The organism is Frigidibacter sp. SD6-1, assembly GCF_030143255.1.
In the GTDB taxonomy this organism is placed as follows: Bacteria; Pseudomonadota; Alphaproteobacteria; order Rhodobacterales; family Rhodobacteraceae; genus TMP-24.
The window spans coordinates 241,408-256,960 of sequence record NZ_JARJNR010000005.1 but is presented as its reverse complement, the minus strand read 5'-3'; the positions used below and the strand labels follow the sequence as shown (position 1 = coordinate 256,960).

General features: G+C 65.4%; 16 protein-coding genes. 6 read left to right on the top strand and 10 right to left on the bottom strand.

The window, feature by feature from the left end; translation table 11 throughout:
- Positions 1-132: 132 nt before the first annotated feature.
- Both hpf and P0645_RS11455 read left to right on the top strand, forming a co-directional pair.
- On the top strand, positions 133-708 hold the full coding sequence (gene hpf, locus P0645_RS11460; RefSeq protein ID WP_284164713.1) for a ribosome hibernation-promoting factor, HPF/YfiA family: 576 nt from the start codon (positions 133-135) through the stop codon (positions 706-708).
- A gap of 26 nt (positions 709-734) precedes the next feature.
- Positions 735-1,199 carry a PTS sugar transporter subunit IIA gene (locus tag P0645_RS11455; RefSeq protein ID WP_284164712.1) on the top strand — a complete coding sequence of 155 codons (465 nt, stop codon included), beginning with the start codon at positions 735-737 and terminating at the stop codon, positions 1,197-1,199.
- 6 nt (positions 1,200-1,205) lie between these two features.
- Here P0645_RS11455 and P0645_RS11450 read toward each other — a convergent pair whose 3' ends face one another.
- The 9 genes from P0645_RS11450 to cysQ form a co-directional block, all read right to left on the bottom strand.
- Positions 1,206-2,564: a nodulation protein NodH gene (locus P0645_RS11450; protein WP_284164711.1), complete on the bottom strand. Its 1,359-nt coding sequence runs from the start codon at positions 2,562-2,564 to the stop codon at positions 1,206-1,208.
- 3 nt (positions 2,565-2,567) lie between these two features.
- A complete protein-coding gene (locus P0645_RS11445; RefSeq protein ID WP_284164710.1) occupies positions 2,568-4,265 on the bottom strand; it encodes a DUF5927 domain-containing protein in 1,698 nt (565 codons plus the stop codon).
- Positions 4,262-5,272 (bottom strand): glycosyltransferase family 2 protein, encoded by a 1,011-nt coding sequence (locus P0645_RS11440; protein ID WP_284164709.1) that lies wholly within the window; start codon positions 5,270-5,272, stop codon positions 4,262-4,264. The genes P0645_RS11445 and P0645_RS11440 overlap by 4 nt, the downstream gene beginning before the upstream one ends.
- A gap of 40 nt (positions 5,273-5,312) precedes the next feature.
- The gene (locus P0645_RS11435; RefSeq protein WP_284164708.1) at positions 5,313-6,518 is read right to left on the bottom strand and encodes a glycosyltransferase family 4 protein; all 1,206 of its coding nucleotides are present in this window, start codon (positions 6,516-6,518) and stop codon (positions 5,313-5,315) included.
- Positions 6,508-7,494, bottom strand: a complete 987-nt coding sequence (galE, locus tag P0645_RS11430) for a UDP-glucose 4-epimerase GalE (RefSeq protein ID WP_284164707.1) — start codon at positions 7,492-7,494, stop codon at positions 6,508-6,510. The genes P0645_RS11435 and galE overlap by 11 nt, the downstream gene beginning before the upstream one ends.
- A gap of 10 nt (positions 7,495-7,504) precedes the next feature.
- Positions 7,505-8,398: a UTP--glucose-1-phosphate uridylyltransferase GalU gene (galU, locus tag P0645_RS11425; RefSeq protein WP_284164706.1), complete on the bottom strand. Its 894-nt coding sequence runs from the start codon at positions 8,396-8,398 to the stop codon at positions 7,505-7,507.
- 172 nt (positions 8,399-8,570) lie between these two features.
- The gene (locus P0645_RS11420; protein WP_284164705.1) at positions 8,571-9,794 is read right to left on the bottom strand and encodes a glycosyltransferase family 2 protein; all 1,224 of its coding nucleotides are present in this window, start codon (positions 9,792-9,794) and stop codon (positions 8,571-8,573) included.
- Complete coding sequence (kdsB, locus tag P0645_RS11415; protein WP_284164704.1) at positions 9,791-10,591, bottom strand: 3-deoxy-manno-octulosonate cytidylyltransferase; 801 nt, start codon at positions 10,589-10,591, stop codon at positions 9,791-9,793. The genes P0645_RS11420 and kdsB overlap by 4 nt, the downstream gene beginning before the upstream one ends.
- Entirely contained in the window at positions 10,591-11,358 is a 768-nt protein-coding gene (gene cysQ / locus P0645_RS11410) for a 3'(2'),5'-bisphosphate nucleotidase CysQ (protein WP_502866310.1), read from the bottom strand. Before cysQ ends, kdsB begins: the two co-directional genes overlap by 1 nt.
- Between cysQ and P0645_RS11405 the strand changes: the two genes are divergently transcribed.
- The gene (locus P0645_RS11405) at positions 11,321-12,343 is read left to right on the top strand and encodes an ABC transporter permease (RefSeq protein ID WP_284164702.1); all 1,023 of its coding nucleotides are present in this window, start codon (positions 11,321-11,323) and stop codon (positions 12,341-12,343) included. The two genes, cysQ and P0645_RS11405, sit on opposite strands and share 38 nt — an antisense overlap.
- A 136-nt stretch (positions 12,344-12,479) precedes the next feature.
- On the opposite strand, the gene dapB is transcribed toward P0645_RS11405, so the two are convergent.
- Positions 12,480-13,298, bottom strand: a complete 819-nt coding sequence (gene dapB, locus P0645_RS11400) for a 4-hydroxy-tetrahydrodipicolinate reductase (RefSeq protein WP_284164701.1) — start codon at positions 13,296-13,298, stop codon at positions 12,480-12,482.
- 100 nt (positions 13,299-13,398) lie between these two features.
- On the opposite strand from dapB, the gene rbfA reads away from it, so the two are divergent.
- The 3 genes from rbfA to truB are packed head-to-tail and all read left to right on the top strand — an operon-like array spanning position 13,399 to position 15,474.
- The gene (gene rbfA / locus P0645_RS11395; RefSeq protein ID WP_284164700.1) at positions 13,399-13,824 is read left to right on the top strand and encodes a 30S ribosome-binding factor RbfA; all 426 of its coding nucleotides are present in this window, start codon (positions 13,399-13,401) and stop codon (positions 13,822-13,824) included.
- Positions 13,808-14,551, top strand: coding sequence for a phosphodiester glycosidase family protein (locus tag P0645_RS11390; RefSeq protein WP_502854850.1), 744 nt, complete (start codon positions 13,808-13,810; stop codon positions 14,549-14,551). Before rbfA ends, P0645_RS11390 begins: the two co-directional genes overlap by 17 nt.
- A gap of 23 nt (positions 14,552-14,574) precedes the next feature.
- Positions 14,575-15,474, top strand: coding sequence for a tRNA pseudouridine(55) synthase TruB (truB, locus tag P0645_RS11385; RefSeq protein ID WP_284164699.1), 900 nt, complete (start codon positions 14,575-14,577; stop codon positions 15,472-15,474).
- The last annotated feature ends 79 nt before the right edge of the window (positions 15,475-15,553 follow it).

Here is a 15,553-nt window from a genome sequence, read left to right as displayed (position 1 = left end):
ACCCATCCGGCCCCGTCCCGAGCCGATCGGATCGCCCCGGTGCAAGGCCCGAATTTCCCCAAGACCAGACTTTCCGGACACCCGGCAAGAGGTGGACCGAGAAGGCACCCTTTTCACGCACAGGAGGCAATGATGCGTTATCAGATCAGCGGCAGGCAGATGGATGTGGGCGAGGCCCTGCAGACCCATGTGAAGTCCGAGCTTACTGAGACGCTCGAGAAATATGCCCAGCGGCCGACCGATGCGACGATCGTTTTCGCGCGGGACGCGAGTACTTACCTGTGCGAGGTGACGGTACATCTGTCGACCGGCCTCCATGTCGCTTCGCGCGGCCAGGCGCACGAAGTCTACGAGGCGTTCGAGGCCGCGCGAGAGCGGCTCGACAAGCAGGTGCGCCGCTACAAGCGCCGTCTGCGCGATCATCACCGTGACCGCAGGGCACCGGTTGAATTCGACGAGGCGCCCATGTATGTGCTCGCCGCTGAAGACGAGGCGGAAGAAGCAGACGGCGCATCGCTGCAACCGATCATCATCGCCGAGACGGAGACGAAGATCCCTTCGCTTTCGGTCGGCGAGGCGGTGATGCAGATGGAACTGGTGGGCGCGCCGTTTCTCGTCTTCCGCAATGAAAAGCACGGTAGGGTCAATGTCGTCTACCGTCGCGAGGATCGCAATGTTGGCTGGATCGATCCGGCCGGTCGCAATTGACGGGCGGCCCGACGAGGACAGGTGGAATGGACCTATCGAGCTTCCTGAGCGCGAATGCGGTGCGGGTCATGGCCGGCACCGCAAGCAAGAAGCGGCTCTTCCAGGACCTGGGCGACATCGCCCAGGCCGTCTACGGGCTGGACGGCGACGCAACCTTCGACGCCTTGCAGGAGCGGGAGACGCTTGGTCCGACCGGGGTCGGCAACGGCGTCGCGCTGCCGCATGCGCGCCTCGACGGGCTTGAGAAGATGGCCGGGGTCTTCATCCGCCTCGAACGGCCTGTCGATTTCGATTCGGTCGATCGCGTGCCGGTCGATCTGATCTTCGCGCTCTTCGCGCCGAAGGATGCGGGCGTCGAACATCTGAAGGCGCTCGCGACCGTCTCGCGCACGCTGCGCGAGGAGCAGACGCGCATCAAGCTGCGCCAGAACAGCGATCCTGCAGCCCTGCATGCGGTTCTGACCGATCTGCGGTCGATACAGGCGGCCTGAGGCGGCCTACGCCCAGTCGCCGAAGCCGAAAGCCAGATAATCGCGCGCATAGGCCTGACGGGCGGCTGCGTTCAGCTCGTCTTTCCGGCCGAGCGCGCTCAGCCGCTTCGCCAGGTCATCCTCGGCCTCGAACCTTGGCGTAGAAAGCCCGAGGTCCGCGCAGAGATAGCCGAGCGCAGCTTCGATCCGGTCCTCGCGCGCGACGAGATCGGGCGCGTAGAGCTGCTGGAAACCATTGATCATCGCGCTCTGGCTGGCCCAGCCCGGCGCCGTCCTGTGCGGGGTCTGACCGTTGAGGTTGGCCCTCAGAAAGCCGAGGAAGCCGGCGAAGGCCTCCGATGTGGGCGCCACCGCGATCTTGTAATTCCGCGAAATCTGCTGCCGTGTCGCGCTGTCAAACCCGGGCCCGAGGAAATTTTCGAACGCCGCGAAGGCCCGCAAGAGAGGGTGGCGAAGGGCGGTGAAGCGGCGGAGTTCCGGATGGCTGCGCATCCAGTCCTTGAGCGTCTTCTGGGTGAATCCGGTTTCTGTGGGCCCGAAGGCCGAAAGCCAGCGATCGACCGTGGTCGACGGGCCGCCGGGAATCGGCAGGAACAGCAGCGGTGCCTTGGCAGCGATGAAGGTCGGGACCTGCGGGCCACGGGTGACTTCGAAGCTTGGCGCCTGCGACAGGCCGAAAGGATCGAGACGCGCAAGCGCTGAGGTCATCTCACGCGGGTTGGTCACCTTGTCGGTCAGCGGCCCGGGGTTTTGCGGCACGATGCTGCGCGCAGGCTTCGCCGCCTCGCCATCGACGCCAAGAAACCGGCAAAGGCCGCGGATCACCTCCTCGTCGCCGAGATCGCCGTAGGTCAGGTGAAAGGCGGTCTGTCCGCTGGTCTGCAGCGCTTGTCTGACCGTTGACTGGAATGTCCCCAGTTCGTCGAGATAGGCGTGGAAAGCCGCCTCATCGAATCTGATGCGCGCCTCTTTCCGGCGGCGCACATTGCCGAGCTTCCACTGCCCCGTTGCCCGCGCGATTCCGAGGCTGACATAGCTTTCCGCCGGATTCCGGCTGAGAATGATCTTGGCGCAGGAAGGATCGGCCAGCACGAGGTCGAGCGCGCGCGGATCGTGATCAGGGAAAAGCCGGAACCCGTTCAGACCCGGCGCGCGGCGGATCAGATCGATCAGCGCCCCGGGATTGGCATCGCGTGCTGCCATTGAGATGCCGAAAAGTTCCTCGCGCTTGGGAAAACCGATGAAAACCGGATTGAAGGCCTCGCCATGCGACGCAAGACCAGGCACGGCATTCAGGCTTTCTTCCAGAAAATTCGATCCGGTCCGCATGGCGGCGAGGATCACGAAGCTGGTGAAGCGTGCCATGCCCTAGCGCACCAGATAGGGCCGCCCGCGTGCCGGACCGCGCGGCGCGTCGCCCAGAACCATCGGGAAATCGCCGACGAGCGTCGGCTGCATGCCCTGGTTCTTGAGGTTCTGCAGGAACTGGGGAAAGCCCGACAGATCGACCATACGCGGCACTTCGCTGATCGAGCGCGGCGCGCGTGGCGCGATCTCGTCGACGATGGCCTGAAGATGTTCCATCGGACTTTCGAGGAAATCGGCGAGTGTCCATATCCGCACCCGCGCCTTCACCTCGGCCGAACGCAGAAGTGCCAGATGCAGGGTCTCGATCTGCTGAAGCCGCGCGGCCTCGGCCCGGACCGAGGCAAAGGCCGCGTCGGACAGATAGAGCGGGATCGCCCAGGCGCCGGAAATGACCGAAACCTGCGCATTCGCATCGGTTGCGATGAATTCGTTCAGCGCCTGCAGATCGCGCGGGCTGGTCTGGAAGGATTGCCGCTCGCCGCGCGTGTTCCACAGAAGGTTGGTGAGGAACGCGCGCGGATTGTAATCTCTTAGCGCCGCGACCGACGGCAGGGCCCCTTCGAAGACCGGATCGCCGCCGGCAAACTCGACGCCCGTCGGGGCAAACAGATGGCCGTGCGCCCGGCTGCCCGACGATTTGGTCAGCCAGCTCGGGAAATCCTCGAAGAGGTCGGAAAAGCCCTGAAAGACCGAATAGGGCGCGCAGGTCTTGCCGTTTTCGCGGTCGCGCGCCGGAAAGCGGCTTTGCATGTAAAGCCCCGGGCGCCCGTGGCGGCGGCGCTCGACCGCGCGGGCAAAAAGGCGGTCGATCTTGCCGGGTTGCGGTTCGGTGCGGGGCTGGCCTTCGGCCTGCGGGGCGAGGAAGGTGCGATAGAGGATTTCGGCCTGGGGCCAGATCTTGCGGGCAACGAAACAGTCCGACCGCCGCAAAAGTTGCAGATGGTCGTCATAGAATGTGTGCGGCTTGCCGGTGACGTCGAACTTCGACAGGGTCAGCGACCGGCTTTCGAGCCTGGTCGAATAAAGCCGCGCCAGTGTCTGGAAATAGCTTTCGTCGGGTATCCAGACCCGGCGAAAATAGCGGTCATATTCCGCCCGGCGCGGGTCTTCGAGGATCGAGGAAAGCGTGCGGCGCGTGAGGCACCACCATTGCGAGCCCATATGCGGCTCGATCCCCGCGGGGATGCGCCGCTTGACGCCCAGCCGCCTTTGAAGGCGGACATAGCCGTCGAAAAGCCGCCGTTGCGTGCGCCAGGCGAAAGGAAAGCGCAAGGTGAACCGTTCCTGCGCCAGCCCGTCGACGATCCAGGGCACGTCCTCGGTGGTGACGCTTTCGATGAAATCGGTCCTCGGGTGCGCCTGCAGATAGTCGGTCAGTTCCCGGTGTGGCCGCAGCGGCAGGCACGAGCCCGAGGCGAGGTAGACATGGCTGACGTTCCCATGGCGGGCCAGCATGTCCGTCGCGGCTTCAAGGGTTGCGGCGACAAGGCCGAAGGTGCCCCATTCGCAGGGAAAGCGCCGCGAAAAGCTGATCTGCGGCAGGTCCGAGAGCGTGGCCCGGAATTCGCCGACCGCCTTTTCCGACACGCGGGCATCGACATGGACGACCACGGGAGAGCCGCCTTCCGCCCAGAATCGCGCCACTTCGGCGGCGCGGCCCAGGGCGGTGTGGCAGAGCATGATGACGCCGACGCTCATGCCCAGCTGCCCTTCGAGATGAGGCCAAGGATTTCCAGTTGCCGCCAGTTGATGAACTTCTCGCTGAAGGGGCACCAGAAATCGACGGATGCTGCGTCATCGGCCGCATAGGCCCGGTATTCGCGGCTTTGGCCGAAATGCTCTCGACGCGCCGCCTCTTCCTGAACCTTCACCGGGAAGAGCGACAGAAATTTCGCATGCATCAGGCAACCGGACGTCATCTCGCCGCCTTCGGTATCGAAGGTCTGGTTCAGGCTGCGCGGCAGAAGCATGTGGGTGGAATTCACATAGGTGTAAGTCCGGTGCCACTTGACCAGCGGGATCTTGTTCAGCGCAGGGGCGTTTTCTGGCGCGCCGGCGAAATAGGTGCGCGCCCTGGGCCCGCCCTGGATCCAGAGGTTTCCATAAAGCGGATTGCGCGAGATCATGTAATTGCCGCTATCGAAATGATCGGCAATCTCGAACGGGTTCTGGCCCTCGGCATAGGTCCGCGCGCCGACCGGCCCTTTGGGATACATGTCGAGAAGCATCGCGGGGAACGAGCGGACGCCGTAGGAATCCAGCCAGTCGGTCAGGGCGCGGATGGGGCGGGTATCGCAATAGGGATAGGTGAAGAATTCGTCGACATCGACGGTCAGCGTCCAGTGTCCGGTGCCGTGCCGACGCAGAAGGTGGTTCATCCAGTCGACGCCGAACCGCGCCTTCTGATAGCTGCGGCGCGTGGTCCAGAGCGAGACATCGGGCTGGGCGGCCAGATAGTCCGCCGTCCCGTCGTCCGATCCGTTGTCGACGAACAGAAAGTGATTGATGCCGAGCGTCCGGTAATAGGTGAGGAAAAAAGGCAGGCGCGGCCGTTCGTTGCGCACCGTCGAGAAAAGCAGGATCGCCTGCCTGCCGATCTGGCGGGTCCGGTCCTTCACCGGCGTCAGTTCACGCCGCTTGCGGAATGCGCGAAAGCGCAGGCGCTTGCGGGTCAGACGCAGACGGTATCTCTCCCAGACCCTCACTCGATTTCCCCGGCCCGTCGTTCGTTCAGCGCAACGGCTATCAGATGTGATTAAAGACCAGGTTGAAATGCTCTGTCCAGTCGGGCAGCGCCAAAGGTGCGCGTCTGTTGCCGGGGGCAGACAGCGGCAGGATCGCCTCGACCCAGGCCTGCGGATCGTCGGGCGGCAGGTAGGTGGCATAATGGCCGATCACTTCCTGCGTCACCGACAGGTCGGTCGCGATCACTGGAACCCCCATGGCGGCCGCCTCGGCCGGTGGAAAACCGAAACCTTCGGCCCGGCTGGGCGCCAGAAGCGCGCGGGATTTCACCAGCATGGCCGCGACCGCTGCGTCGGGCAGGCCCGTGTGCTGGAAGATGTAGCGACCGTGGAGCGAGGACCGCGCGAGATGACCGAGCAGCGCATCGCTGCCCCAGCCCCGGCGGCCGACCAGATGGAGGTGCGGGACGGAGGCCGCGGGCAGATGCGCCTGAAGCTGCGTCCAGACATTGAGAAGCAGGCCGATGTTCTTGCGCGGCTCGATCGTGCCGAGGCAGACGAAGCTTGCATGTTCGGGCCGGAAGCTCGCCGGGATCAGCGCGGCATCGGCCTCGGCGCATTCGACGCCCAATGGCGCGACCAGCACCTTGCCTTCGGGCTGCATATGCAGCGCAAGGCGCCTTGCCGCCGACTGCGAGGGGCAGAAGATGACGTCGGCCTGGCTGGCAGCACCTTCCAGAGCTGCAGCAAACCGTTCGGTCGCGCCGGTCGCAGACCAGTTGGGATGGTCGAGAGGTATCGCGTCATGCAGCATCACGGCCGTCTGCAGCCCGGCCTTGCGGGCGTTGCGCAGGGTCCGGTCGGCGAGGTTCATGTGGCCGACCGATATCCAACTGCCTTTGCCCTCGGCGCGGCGCTTGAGCCAGCCTGGCAGCGCGCCCGGCCTGAGGCGCGCGACGGCGATCTCGCGCAGCGCGGCTTCAAGCGCGGGGGTCCGGCGCGGGCCGGACAGGATGCGCCCGGCGAGGCCGGGCGTGGGCAGGCTCGCCACATTGTCGATCCAGCCGAGAACCTTGCGCGCGTCCGCCCCGTCGATCAGCAGCCACCCAAGGGCGGCACGGCTCGCCAGGTAGAAGGGCGCGTGCGCAGCGATCAGCCCCTTCAGATAGGCGCGCTCCACCCGGTCGATGCCGGTCAGCGGCCCGCCGTCAGCGCGCGCCACGAGGCGCGTGATGTCGAGAATGCGAAGCGGTGGCCTATCGGTCATAGTGGCCCGACTGATGCCAGCGCCAGGCATCGGCGATCATCTCTTTCATGGTCGAGCGCGCGGGCGTCCAGCGCAGGTCGCGCATCGCCCGTTCCGATCCGCAGACAAGACTCACCGCATCGCCCGCCCGGCGGTCGCCATAGGTGACGGGCACGGCGCGGTTCGTCACCGTCCCGGCCTGATCGATCACCTCGCGCACCGAAAAGCCCTTGCCGCTGCCCAGGCAGAAGATGCGCGGTGCTCCGCCGCTCTCCAGCCACCTCAGGCCCCCGACATGTGCATCCACCAGATCCATCACATGCACATAGTCGCGGATGCAGGTGCCGTCCACCGTCGGATAATCGGTGCCAAAGACGGTGAGCGCCGGGCGCTGCCCGTCCACCGCGTCGAGCATCAGGGGAATAAGATGGGTTTCGGGCCGGTGGAACTCTCCGACCTCGCCATCCGGATCGGCGCCCGCCACGTTGAAATAGCGAAAGATCACCGGCCTCAGGCCGTGGGAGGCGGCGAAATCGCCCAGCATCTGCTCGATGGCATATTTCGACTTGCCGTAGGCGTTGATCGGCTGGGCCGCTGTGTCCTCGTTCAGGACAACGCCGTCCTGATCGCCGTAGACAGCGCAGGTCGACGAGAAGATGAACTGGCGGCAGTCAGCCGCCACCGCCGCCTCGATGAGATTGAGCGAGGAAAGGACATTGGCGCGCCAGTACCGCCCCGGGTCGCGCATCGCGTCGCCGACCAGCGACAGGGCGGCGAAATGCATCACTGCTTCGGGTCGCCATTTGGCGAAAACCTCGTCGAGCCGCGCGCGGTCGGCAAGATCGCCTTCCTCGAACGGGCCGAACTTCACAGCGTCGCGCCAGCCGGTGACCAGGCTGTCGAACGTCACCGGCAGATAACCCGCACGCGCAAGCGCCTTGCAAGCGTGAGAGCCGACATAGCCGGCCCCACCGGTCACCAGAATTGGTCGTGGCATCGAGCCCTGCTTATTCGGCAGCCTTCCGCATGGCTGTCATTTCGAGAAGGAATTGCTGGAACTCGTCACGAAGCTCGGCCCGCGCAAGCCCGAAGGCAACCGTCGCCTGCAGGAAGCCTGCCTTCGATCCGCAGTCGAAGCGCTGGCCACGGAAGCGGTAGCCATAGACATTGTTCGACGTGGCGATTTCGCGGGCGATCGCGTCGGTCAGCTGGATCTCTCCGCCCGCGCCCTGCTGCTTGGCTTCGAGGTTGCGCAGAACGCCCGGCGACAGGATGTAGCGGCCGATCACCGCAAGGTTCGACGGCGCTTCCGCCGCCTTCGGCTTTTCGACCATGCCCTTGACCGATACGAGCGCGCCCATATCCTCGCGGATGTCGAGCACGCCGTAGGACGAGGCTTTCTCGGCCGGAACCTCCATCGCGGCAACCATGTTGCCGCCGGTTTCCTGATAGGCCTCGACCATCTGCTGCAGGCAGGGCTTTTCGGCGGCAATCACGTCGTCTGGCAAAAGGACCGCGAACGGCTCGTCGCCGATCAGGCGGCTCGCGCACCAGACGGCATGGCCAAGGCCAAGCGCCTTGTGCTGGCGGACATAGGCGATGGCGCCCGAATCCATGTTGGTCGATTTCAGGATGTCGAGAAGGTCTTTCTTGCCCGCGCGCTCGAGGTTCGCCTCAAGTTCGTGCGCATGGTCGAAGTAATCCTCAAGCGCACCCTTGCCGCGCGAGGTGACAAAGATGAACTCCTCGATCCCCGCCGCGCGCGCCTCGTCGATCGCATACTGGATCAACGGCCGATCGACGAGCGTCATGATCTCTTTCGGGATCGATTTGGTGGCCGGCAGGAACCGTGTTCCAAGCCCCGCCACCGGGAATATCGCCTTCGTAACCCTGCGATTCATTCTGCACCCTGATATACTGCGCCCCGACAGGCGCGGCGTTCCTTCTAGTTCCGCCATAACCCTCGGACAAGACTTGGACAATCCTACGGCAAATTGTCGCCGCCGAAGGGGGAAATTTGCGGAAGATCACCCCGGTAACGCTAGGTTAGTTGAAAATCCGGAAACCGGGGAGTCAGGTTTTCCGGAAACCCGACCGAAACCGGCTTTCCTCGCGCAAAAGCCTGGAAGCGAAGCGCCAGAAGCGGAAAAAACGGTCAGTTCTGACGGATTTTCCGAAAAGGCCGCCGGTCTGTTGCCAGTAGCCGTCCGAGAATCGACGTTGGTGAAAGAGCGCGGTGGGCGAGAAAAGATAGAGCTGGACGATGGCTCGAGCGGCAGCCAGGTCCCGTGCCTCTTGCCGCAATCGACGTGCCTGCCACGAGCGGCCGGAGAGAATCACTCGCGGGCGGTCCGGCTGCGGGTAGGGGCGGAATCCGCCCGTGTCCGGCGGGGGCAGGGCTGGAAGGGGCGGCAGATCGCGCGTCAGGCCTGCGTCGAAACCTGCCTCCGCCGTCGCCAGAAGCGCCTCGGCCGCTGCCGCCGACAGCTGGCCCGCACGCCGGTAGGCTGCCGCTCTCCCCCGCTCGCGCACGATCATCTCGGCACGCGCTCGGGCGATCTCTTCACCGGTGGCGCCGTGGCGGCGCAGCGTGACGGCACTGCTGGCGCCAATGTCGACGAGCGAGGTCACCGTCCGATCGGCGCGCCTGCGCGGCCCCTCTGCTTTGCGATGCTGCACCCGCGCCTCCGGCACCACGGCGACAAGCGCGCCCTGTGCCGCCAGCCGCAGGTTCAGTTCGGTCTCGTCGAGATAATAGGCAAGCGCTGGGTCAAATCCACCCAGCGCGGCGATGGTCCGCCGCCGGTAGGCGCAGTTCACGCCCTTGATCTCGATGGCCGCATCTGTCGACGACCGATGCAGGCTGACCGCGTCGGCCGGAACCTCGAGTGGCGCAGTGCGAAGCAGTCGGTCGACCGTGCCGCCTGCCCATTCGAACGACAGTCCGTTCCAGCCCAGAACGAAGCCGCCAGCCGCATCGACCTGAGGGTTTTCAAAAGGTGCGGTCAGGTGATGCAGCCACAAGGGCTCGGGCACTGCGTCGTCGTCGAGGAAGGCCACCACCTCGCCCGCTGCGGCTGCGATCCCGGCGTTGCGCGCGGCAGAGATGTTCGGCTCGTCAAAGGCTATCGCCCTGACGGGGAACGCTGCCGCGACCGCAAGGCTGACCGGATCGGCAACGACCAGAACCTCAAACGCCGGATGATCGAGCAGCGAAACTGCCGTCAGGCAGCGGTGCAGGCAGTCGGGCCTGTGGCGCGAGACGATGATCAGGCTGACGGTCGCACGGCCCGTCATGCCATGCCCATCTCCGCCATCATCGCCTCGATCTTCGGGACATCCGAGGGATTGTTCAGTTCCCAGAACTGTCGGCCCTTCGCCTGGACCTCGACACAGAGGATCTGGCGGCCGCGTTCCAGGAACCTGAGCTGTTCCAGCCCTTCGAGGTTTTCGAGTGGCCCCATGTCCCACCCCGCGTAGTCCCGGAGTGCCCCGGGCCGGTAGGCATAGACGCCGACATGGTGGAAGACCGGTGTATTTTCGTCGTCGGCGTAGCTGCGCGCGGTGAAAGGCACGACCTCTTTCGAGAAGTAGAGTGCGTGGCGGTCACGGGTGAATACGGCTGTCGTTCCGCCGACGCGGCCGTTGCGGCGGTCTTCCAGAAAGCCGTTCAGCGCGCGCCCGTCGCAGCGCAGGACTGGCGTCGCCACGTCAGCACCGCGGTCGGCCTTGAGGCCCGCCACCAGCTCCTCGACGAACCAGGCCGGCGTCAGCGGCGCATCGCCCTGCAGGTTCACCACGATATCGTACTTCCAGCCAAGGACCGCCTGCGCCTCGGCGCAGCGTTCGGTGCCGTTTCGACAGGCCTCCGACGTCATGACAACCTCGGCGCCGAACGCTTGCGCGTGGGTACGGATGCGTTCGTCGTCGGTCGCGACCACGACCCGGTCCACGCCCTTGACCGCCATCGCCGCTTCCCAGCTGCGGCGGACGAGGCTGCGGGCTTCGCCGCCTGCGCCCTTCAGTTCGACCAGCGGCTTGCCGGGATAGCGGGTCGAGGCATAGCGGGCGGGGATGACAATGAGAACAGACACTATTTCACCAGAAGAACGCCCGGGGCATAGGCGATGAAGAAGGGGTTTTCGAAACCGGGCTTGCCGTAGGTGAAGGCAGAATGGTCGTCGAATCGCACCATCTCGCCGCCCGCGCCGCGCAAGACGGCGTCTCCTGCCGCCGTGTCCCATTCCATCGTCCTGCCGAGGCGGGGGTAGAGGTCTGCCTCGCCGGTCGCGACGAGGCAGAATTTCAGCGACGATCCCGCGCTTGTCATGTCGGTCACCGCATATTGGGCGATGTAGTCGTCCGTGGCCTGGTCGCGGTGCGATTTCGACGCCACGACCATCAGCCCGCGATTGTCGGGGGTCGAGACGCCGATCGGCTTCGTCTCGCCCGGGTGATCCTTGTCGAACGGGCCGATCTCCTCGACCGACCGTCCGTCGGCCAGCGTGTAGAAGAGCCGCCCCTTGGCCGGAGCATAGACCACGCCGCGCAGGGGAATGCCTTCCTCGACATAGGCGATATTGACGGTGAAGTCGCCGCGTCGCTGGACGAACTCCTTGGTGCCGTCCAAGGGATCGACGATGAGGAAGGTCGAGACCGATTGTCCATGGCTCGCCGCCTGCTCCTCGGTCACGAGCGCTATCGCGGGGAAGGCCTCGGCCAGCCCTTCGGAAATCAACGCATCCGCAGCTTCGTCCGCCGCCGTGACCGGGCTCGCATCGGACTTTGCCCGCACCTCGAAATCCGGCGCCTCGTAAATTTCCATGATCCGCTCGCCCGCTTCCAGCGCGAGGCGTCTCATGACGAAGGCAAGCCGCTCGAAATCCACAATATCGCCCCTTTTTCCGGCCAGATTGATTGGTGCGCCTTCGGTCCTTATGATGCGGCGCAAAGGAAACGGCAAGAATTTGGTATCAGTATCGGCCAAAGCCCGCGGGGCGGGCCGACAGGCAGGGCGGAAGACGATGTTCAGCCAGGGACGAAAGGCGCGAAGCTCTTTCGAGGCAACGCTCGAAACATTCGACCTGATTTATCACTGCACGGTGCGCTCGCTGCGCGGCGGCGGTTCGAACGCGCTGTTCGAGCTTGGCTCCAACTTCATTCAGACGATCGTCATGGTTCTCGCCCTTTACCTGAGCATGACGCTGATGGGTTATGGCTCAAACGCGATGCGCGGGGATTTCGTCGTGTTTCTGATGACCGGCGTGCTGTCCTATGTGACCTACAAGAAGACCACCGGCTCGGTTTTCGGCTCCGAAGGCGCGACATCGCCGATGATGCTGCATGCGCCGATGAATCCTGCAATCGCGCTCGCTGCCGCCGCTTTGAGCTCGCTCTATCTGCAGATTGCGACGGCGGCCGTGATTCTGTTCGGATACCATTGCGCCTTCAAGCCGGTCCAAATCAACGATCCGGTCTATGCCTTCACCATGCTGCTTCTTGCCTGGCTGTTCGGTATCGGCACCGGCCTGGTCCTCCGCGCACTGAAACCCTGGGCGCCGAAGCTTGCCCCCACCATGATGCTTGTGGTCCAGCGCGTGAACATCTTCGCCTCGGGCAAGATGGTGGTCGGCAACAGCCTGAGCTTTGGCACTCTGTACCTGTTCAGCTGGAACCCGCTGTTCCATGTCATCGACCAGATGCGCGGGGCGGTCTTCATCAACTACATGCCGCGCAATTCCTCGGCCGAATATGCGCTGATCGCGTCGCTCGCGCTGATCGTTATCGGCATGATGGGCGATTTCTTCACCCGCCAGCGCGTCTCGCTCAGCTGGTACGCCCGCTGAGGGACGGGCCAGGCAGGCCGCTCGTCCTGCCCTGCGTGCACTCCCCGCTGGGCTCACCCCCCCCCGACGAGAGCACGAAGGGATCGAGGAGGGGGCCCGCCGGGGCGGCCTCGTCTCGTTTGCGCGGGTCGCCGGATCAGAGGCCCAGCACATCCATCATGTCGTACTGCCCGGGCTTGCGGTCCTGGCCCCAGAGTGCCGCTTTCAGCGCGCCCCGCGCAAAGATCGCGCGGTCGGTGGCGATATGGCGCAGCACGATCCGCTCGCCGTCAGCCGCGAAAATCACATCATGTTCGCCCACGACATCGCCGCCCCGGATCGCCGAAAGGCCGATGTCGCCACGCTTGCGCGCGCCGGTGATCCCGTCGCGCCCGCTCTGGCGGTGATCCGCCAGCGAGATGCCGCGCCCCGCCGCTGCGGCCTCGGCCAGCATCAGCGCGGTGCCCGAAGGCGCGTCGACCTTCATCCGGTGATGGGCTTCGACCACCTCGATGTCCCAGTCGGCATCAAGTGCCTCGGCCACCTTCCGCGTCAACCGCGTGAGAAGGTTCACGCCGAGGCTCATGTTGCCTGCCCGCACGATCACGGCGTGACGGGCGGCGGCGGCGATCTTCTTCAGATGCTCCTCTTCCAGGCCCGTCGTGCCGATGACATGAACGGCGCGTGCCTGCGCGGCGAGAGCCGCGAATTCCACGGTCGCGGCGGGTGCGGTAAAGTCGATCACCGCCTGCGCGTTCGCGAAGGCCTGCAGCGGGTCGTCGGTGACGGCAACACCGAGTGCGGCCCCGCCCATCGCCTGACCAAGGTCCATGCCCACCCAGCCGTGACCTTCGCGCTCCACCGCTCCGACCAGCCGCGCCTTGCCGGAGCGCGCGATTTCGCTGACCAGCATCTGGCCCATGCGGCCCGACACGCCGGTGACCACGATGCCGGGAAGCGGGGGCGTGACGGACATGGGTGGCTCTCCTTGCAGGCTTGGGCATTCCTTAGCCGGTCGCGCCATCCTTGGCAAAGGCCCGTTGCGGCTGCCGGGCGATTGGCCTACAGGGAGGCGCATGGCACAAAAGCGCTTCTCCTCGGGCTCCGGCCCCTCGCAACGTCAGCTGCGCGTGGGCGAACTGATCCGCCACACGCTTTCGCAGGTTCTGGCGCGCGGCGATGTGCACGACCCTGACCTGAACCGCTTTTCGATCACGGTGGGCGAAGTGCGCACCTCGCCCGACCTCAAGATCGCGACGGCCTTTGTACTGCCGCTTGGCGGGCGCGATGCGGATGCGGCGCTTGTCGCGCTCAACCGCAACCGGGCGGAACTGCGCCGCCTTGTGTCGCGCGAGATGACGCTAAAATTCGCGCCCGAACTGCGTTTCATGATCGACGAGACCTTCGACCGTCTTGACGAGACGCGCAGGCTCTTTTCCGACGAACGCGTGCAACGCGACATCGCCCGGACGGATGGACCGGAAGATGAAGAGCTGGACTAGGCTCGCGGCACTTCTTGGCTTCGGTCTGTTCGCCCTTCCCGCTTTCGGCGGCGAATGCCGGGACATGGAATTCGACGAGGCGCGCTATTCCGTCTGCGAGGCCGCGGCGGGCGAGGATCTGCGACTGTTCCTGAATGGCCCGGACGGGCGGCCCCTGGGCACGTTCGGCGCGGTGCAGGCGCAGCTTGCGTCGGAAGGAAAGCGGCTTGCCTTCGCCATGAACGCGGGCATGTATCACGACGACCGCCGCCCGGTCGGCTACTATGTCGAGCAGGGGCAGGAACAGGCGCCCCTGCAGCGCAAGCCCGGGCCCGGCAATTTCGGTCTGCATCCGAACGGCGTGTTCTGCGTGACGGCCGAGGGGTTTGCGGTCATCGAGACGCTTGCCTTCGACGCCGCGCGACCCGAATGCCTTTTTGCCAGCCAGTCGGGGCCGATGCTGGTCCTGTCCGGTGCGATCCACCCGAAATTCCTGCCCGCGTCGCCCTCGGTGAACATCCGCAATGGCGTCGGTGTCAGCAGCGACGGGCGGCGGGCCTTTTTCGTGATCTCGGACCAGCGGGTGAACTTCCACCGTTTCGCACGGCTTTTCCGCGACGGGCTGAACCTGCCCAACGCGCTCTTCTTCGATGGCACCATTTCGCGCCTTTATGCCCCCGAACTGGGGCGGGACGATTTCGGCCTGCCGATGGGGCCGATGGTCGGCCTTGTCGTGCCCTCGAACTGACCTGGCCTACAGACGGATTTCTCATGGGACGCAAGACGGGACGCGACATTTCGGGCTGGCTGATCGTCGACAAGCCGGCGGGTGTGACCTCGACCGCCGTTGTGGGCAAGGTGCGCTGGGCGTTGGATGCCAGGAAGGCGGGACATGCGGGCACGCTCGACCCGGCGGCGACCGGCGTCTTGGCCGTGGCTCTGGGCGAGGCGACCAAGACAGTGCCCTATGTCACCGACGCGCTGAAATGCTACCGGTTCGCCGTGCGCCTCGGGGCGGCGACGACCACCGACGACGCCGAAGGCGAGGTCATCGCCACGTCGGACAAACGACCCGAGGAGACTGAGATCGAAGCCGCGCTCGCCGCCTTCCGGGGCGAGATCATGCAGGTGCCGCCGCAGTTTTCCGCCGTGAAGGTCGAGGGCGAGCGGGCCTATGATCTGGCCCGCGAAGGGGAACGGCTTGATCTGGCGGCACGCCCGCTCTGGGTCGAGAGGCTGGAGTTTGTCGGGCGGCCAGACGCCGACACGGTTCTTCTGGAGATGGTCTGCGGCAAGGGCGGCTATGTCCGCTCGGTTGCGCGCGACCTTGGGCAAGCTTTGGGTTGCCTTGGCCATGTTCTGTGGCTTCGCCGTGAATGGTCCGGCCCGTTCGAGGCCAAGGATGGGATCAGCCTTGAGGAGATGGACCGGCTGGCCCGGACCGAGGCGCTGGACGCGCGGCTTCTGCCGCTGGAGATCGGGCTTGACGGCCTGACCGAGGTGCGGGCCACCGCCGAAGGTGCTGTCCGGCTGAAGAACGGCAACCCAGGGCAGGTCATCACCGGCGCCGAGTTCGGCGAGGAGGTCTGGGTCAGCCATCAGGGCCGCCCCATCGCCGTCGGCCAATATCGCGGCGGCGAGGTTCACCCGAGCCGGGTGTTCAACCTCTGATATCGCCGCTCAGGGCCGGCACAAGGTCGAGACGCGGCAGCGCATCCGGGGGGTCGTCGGAGGGGGCTCTGCCCCCGTC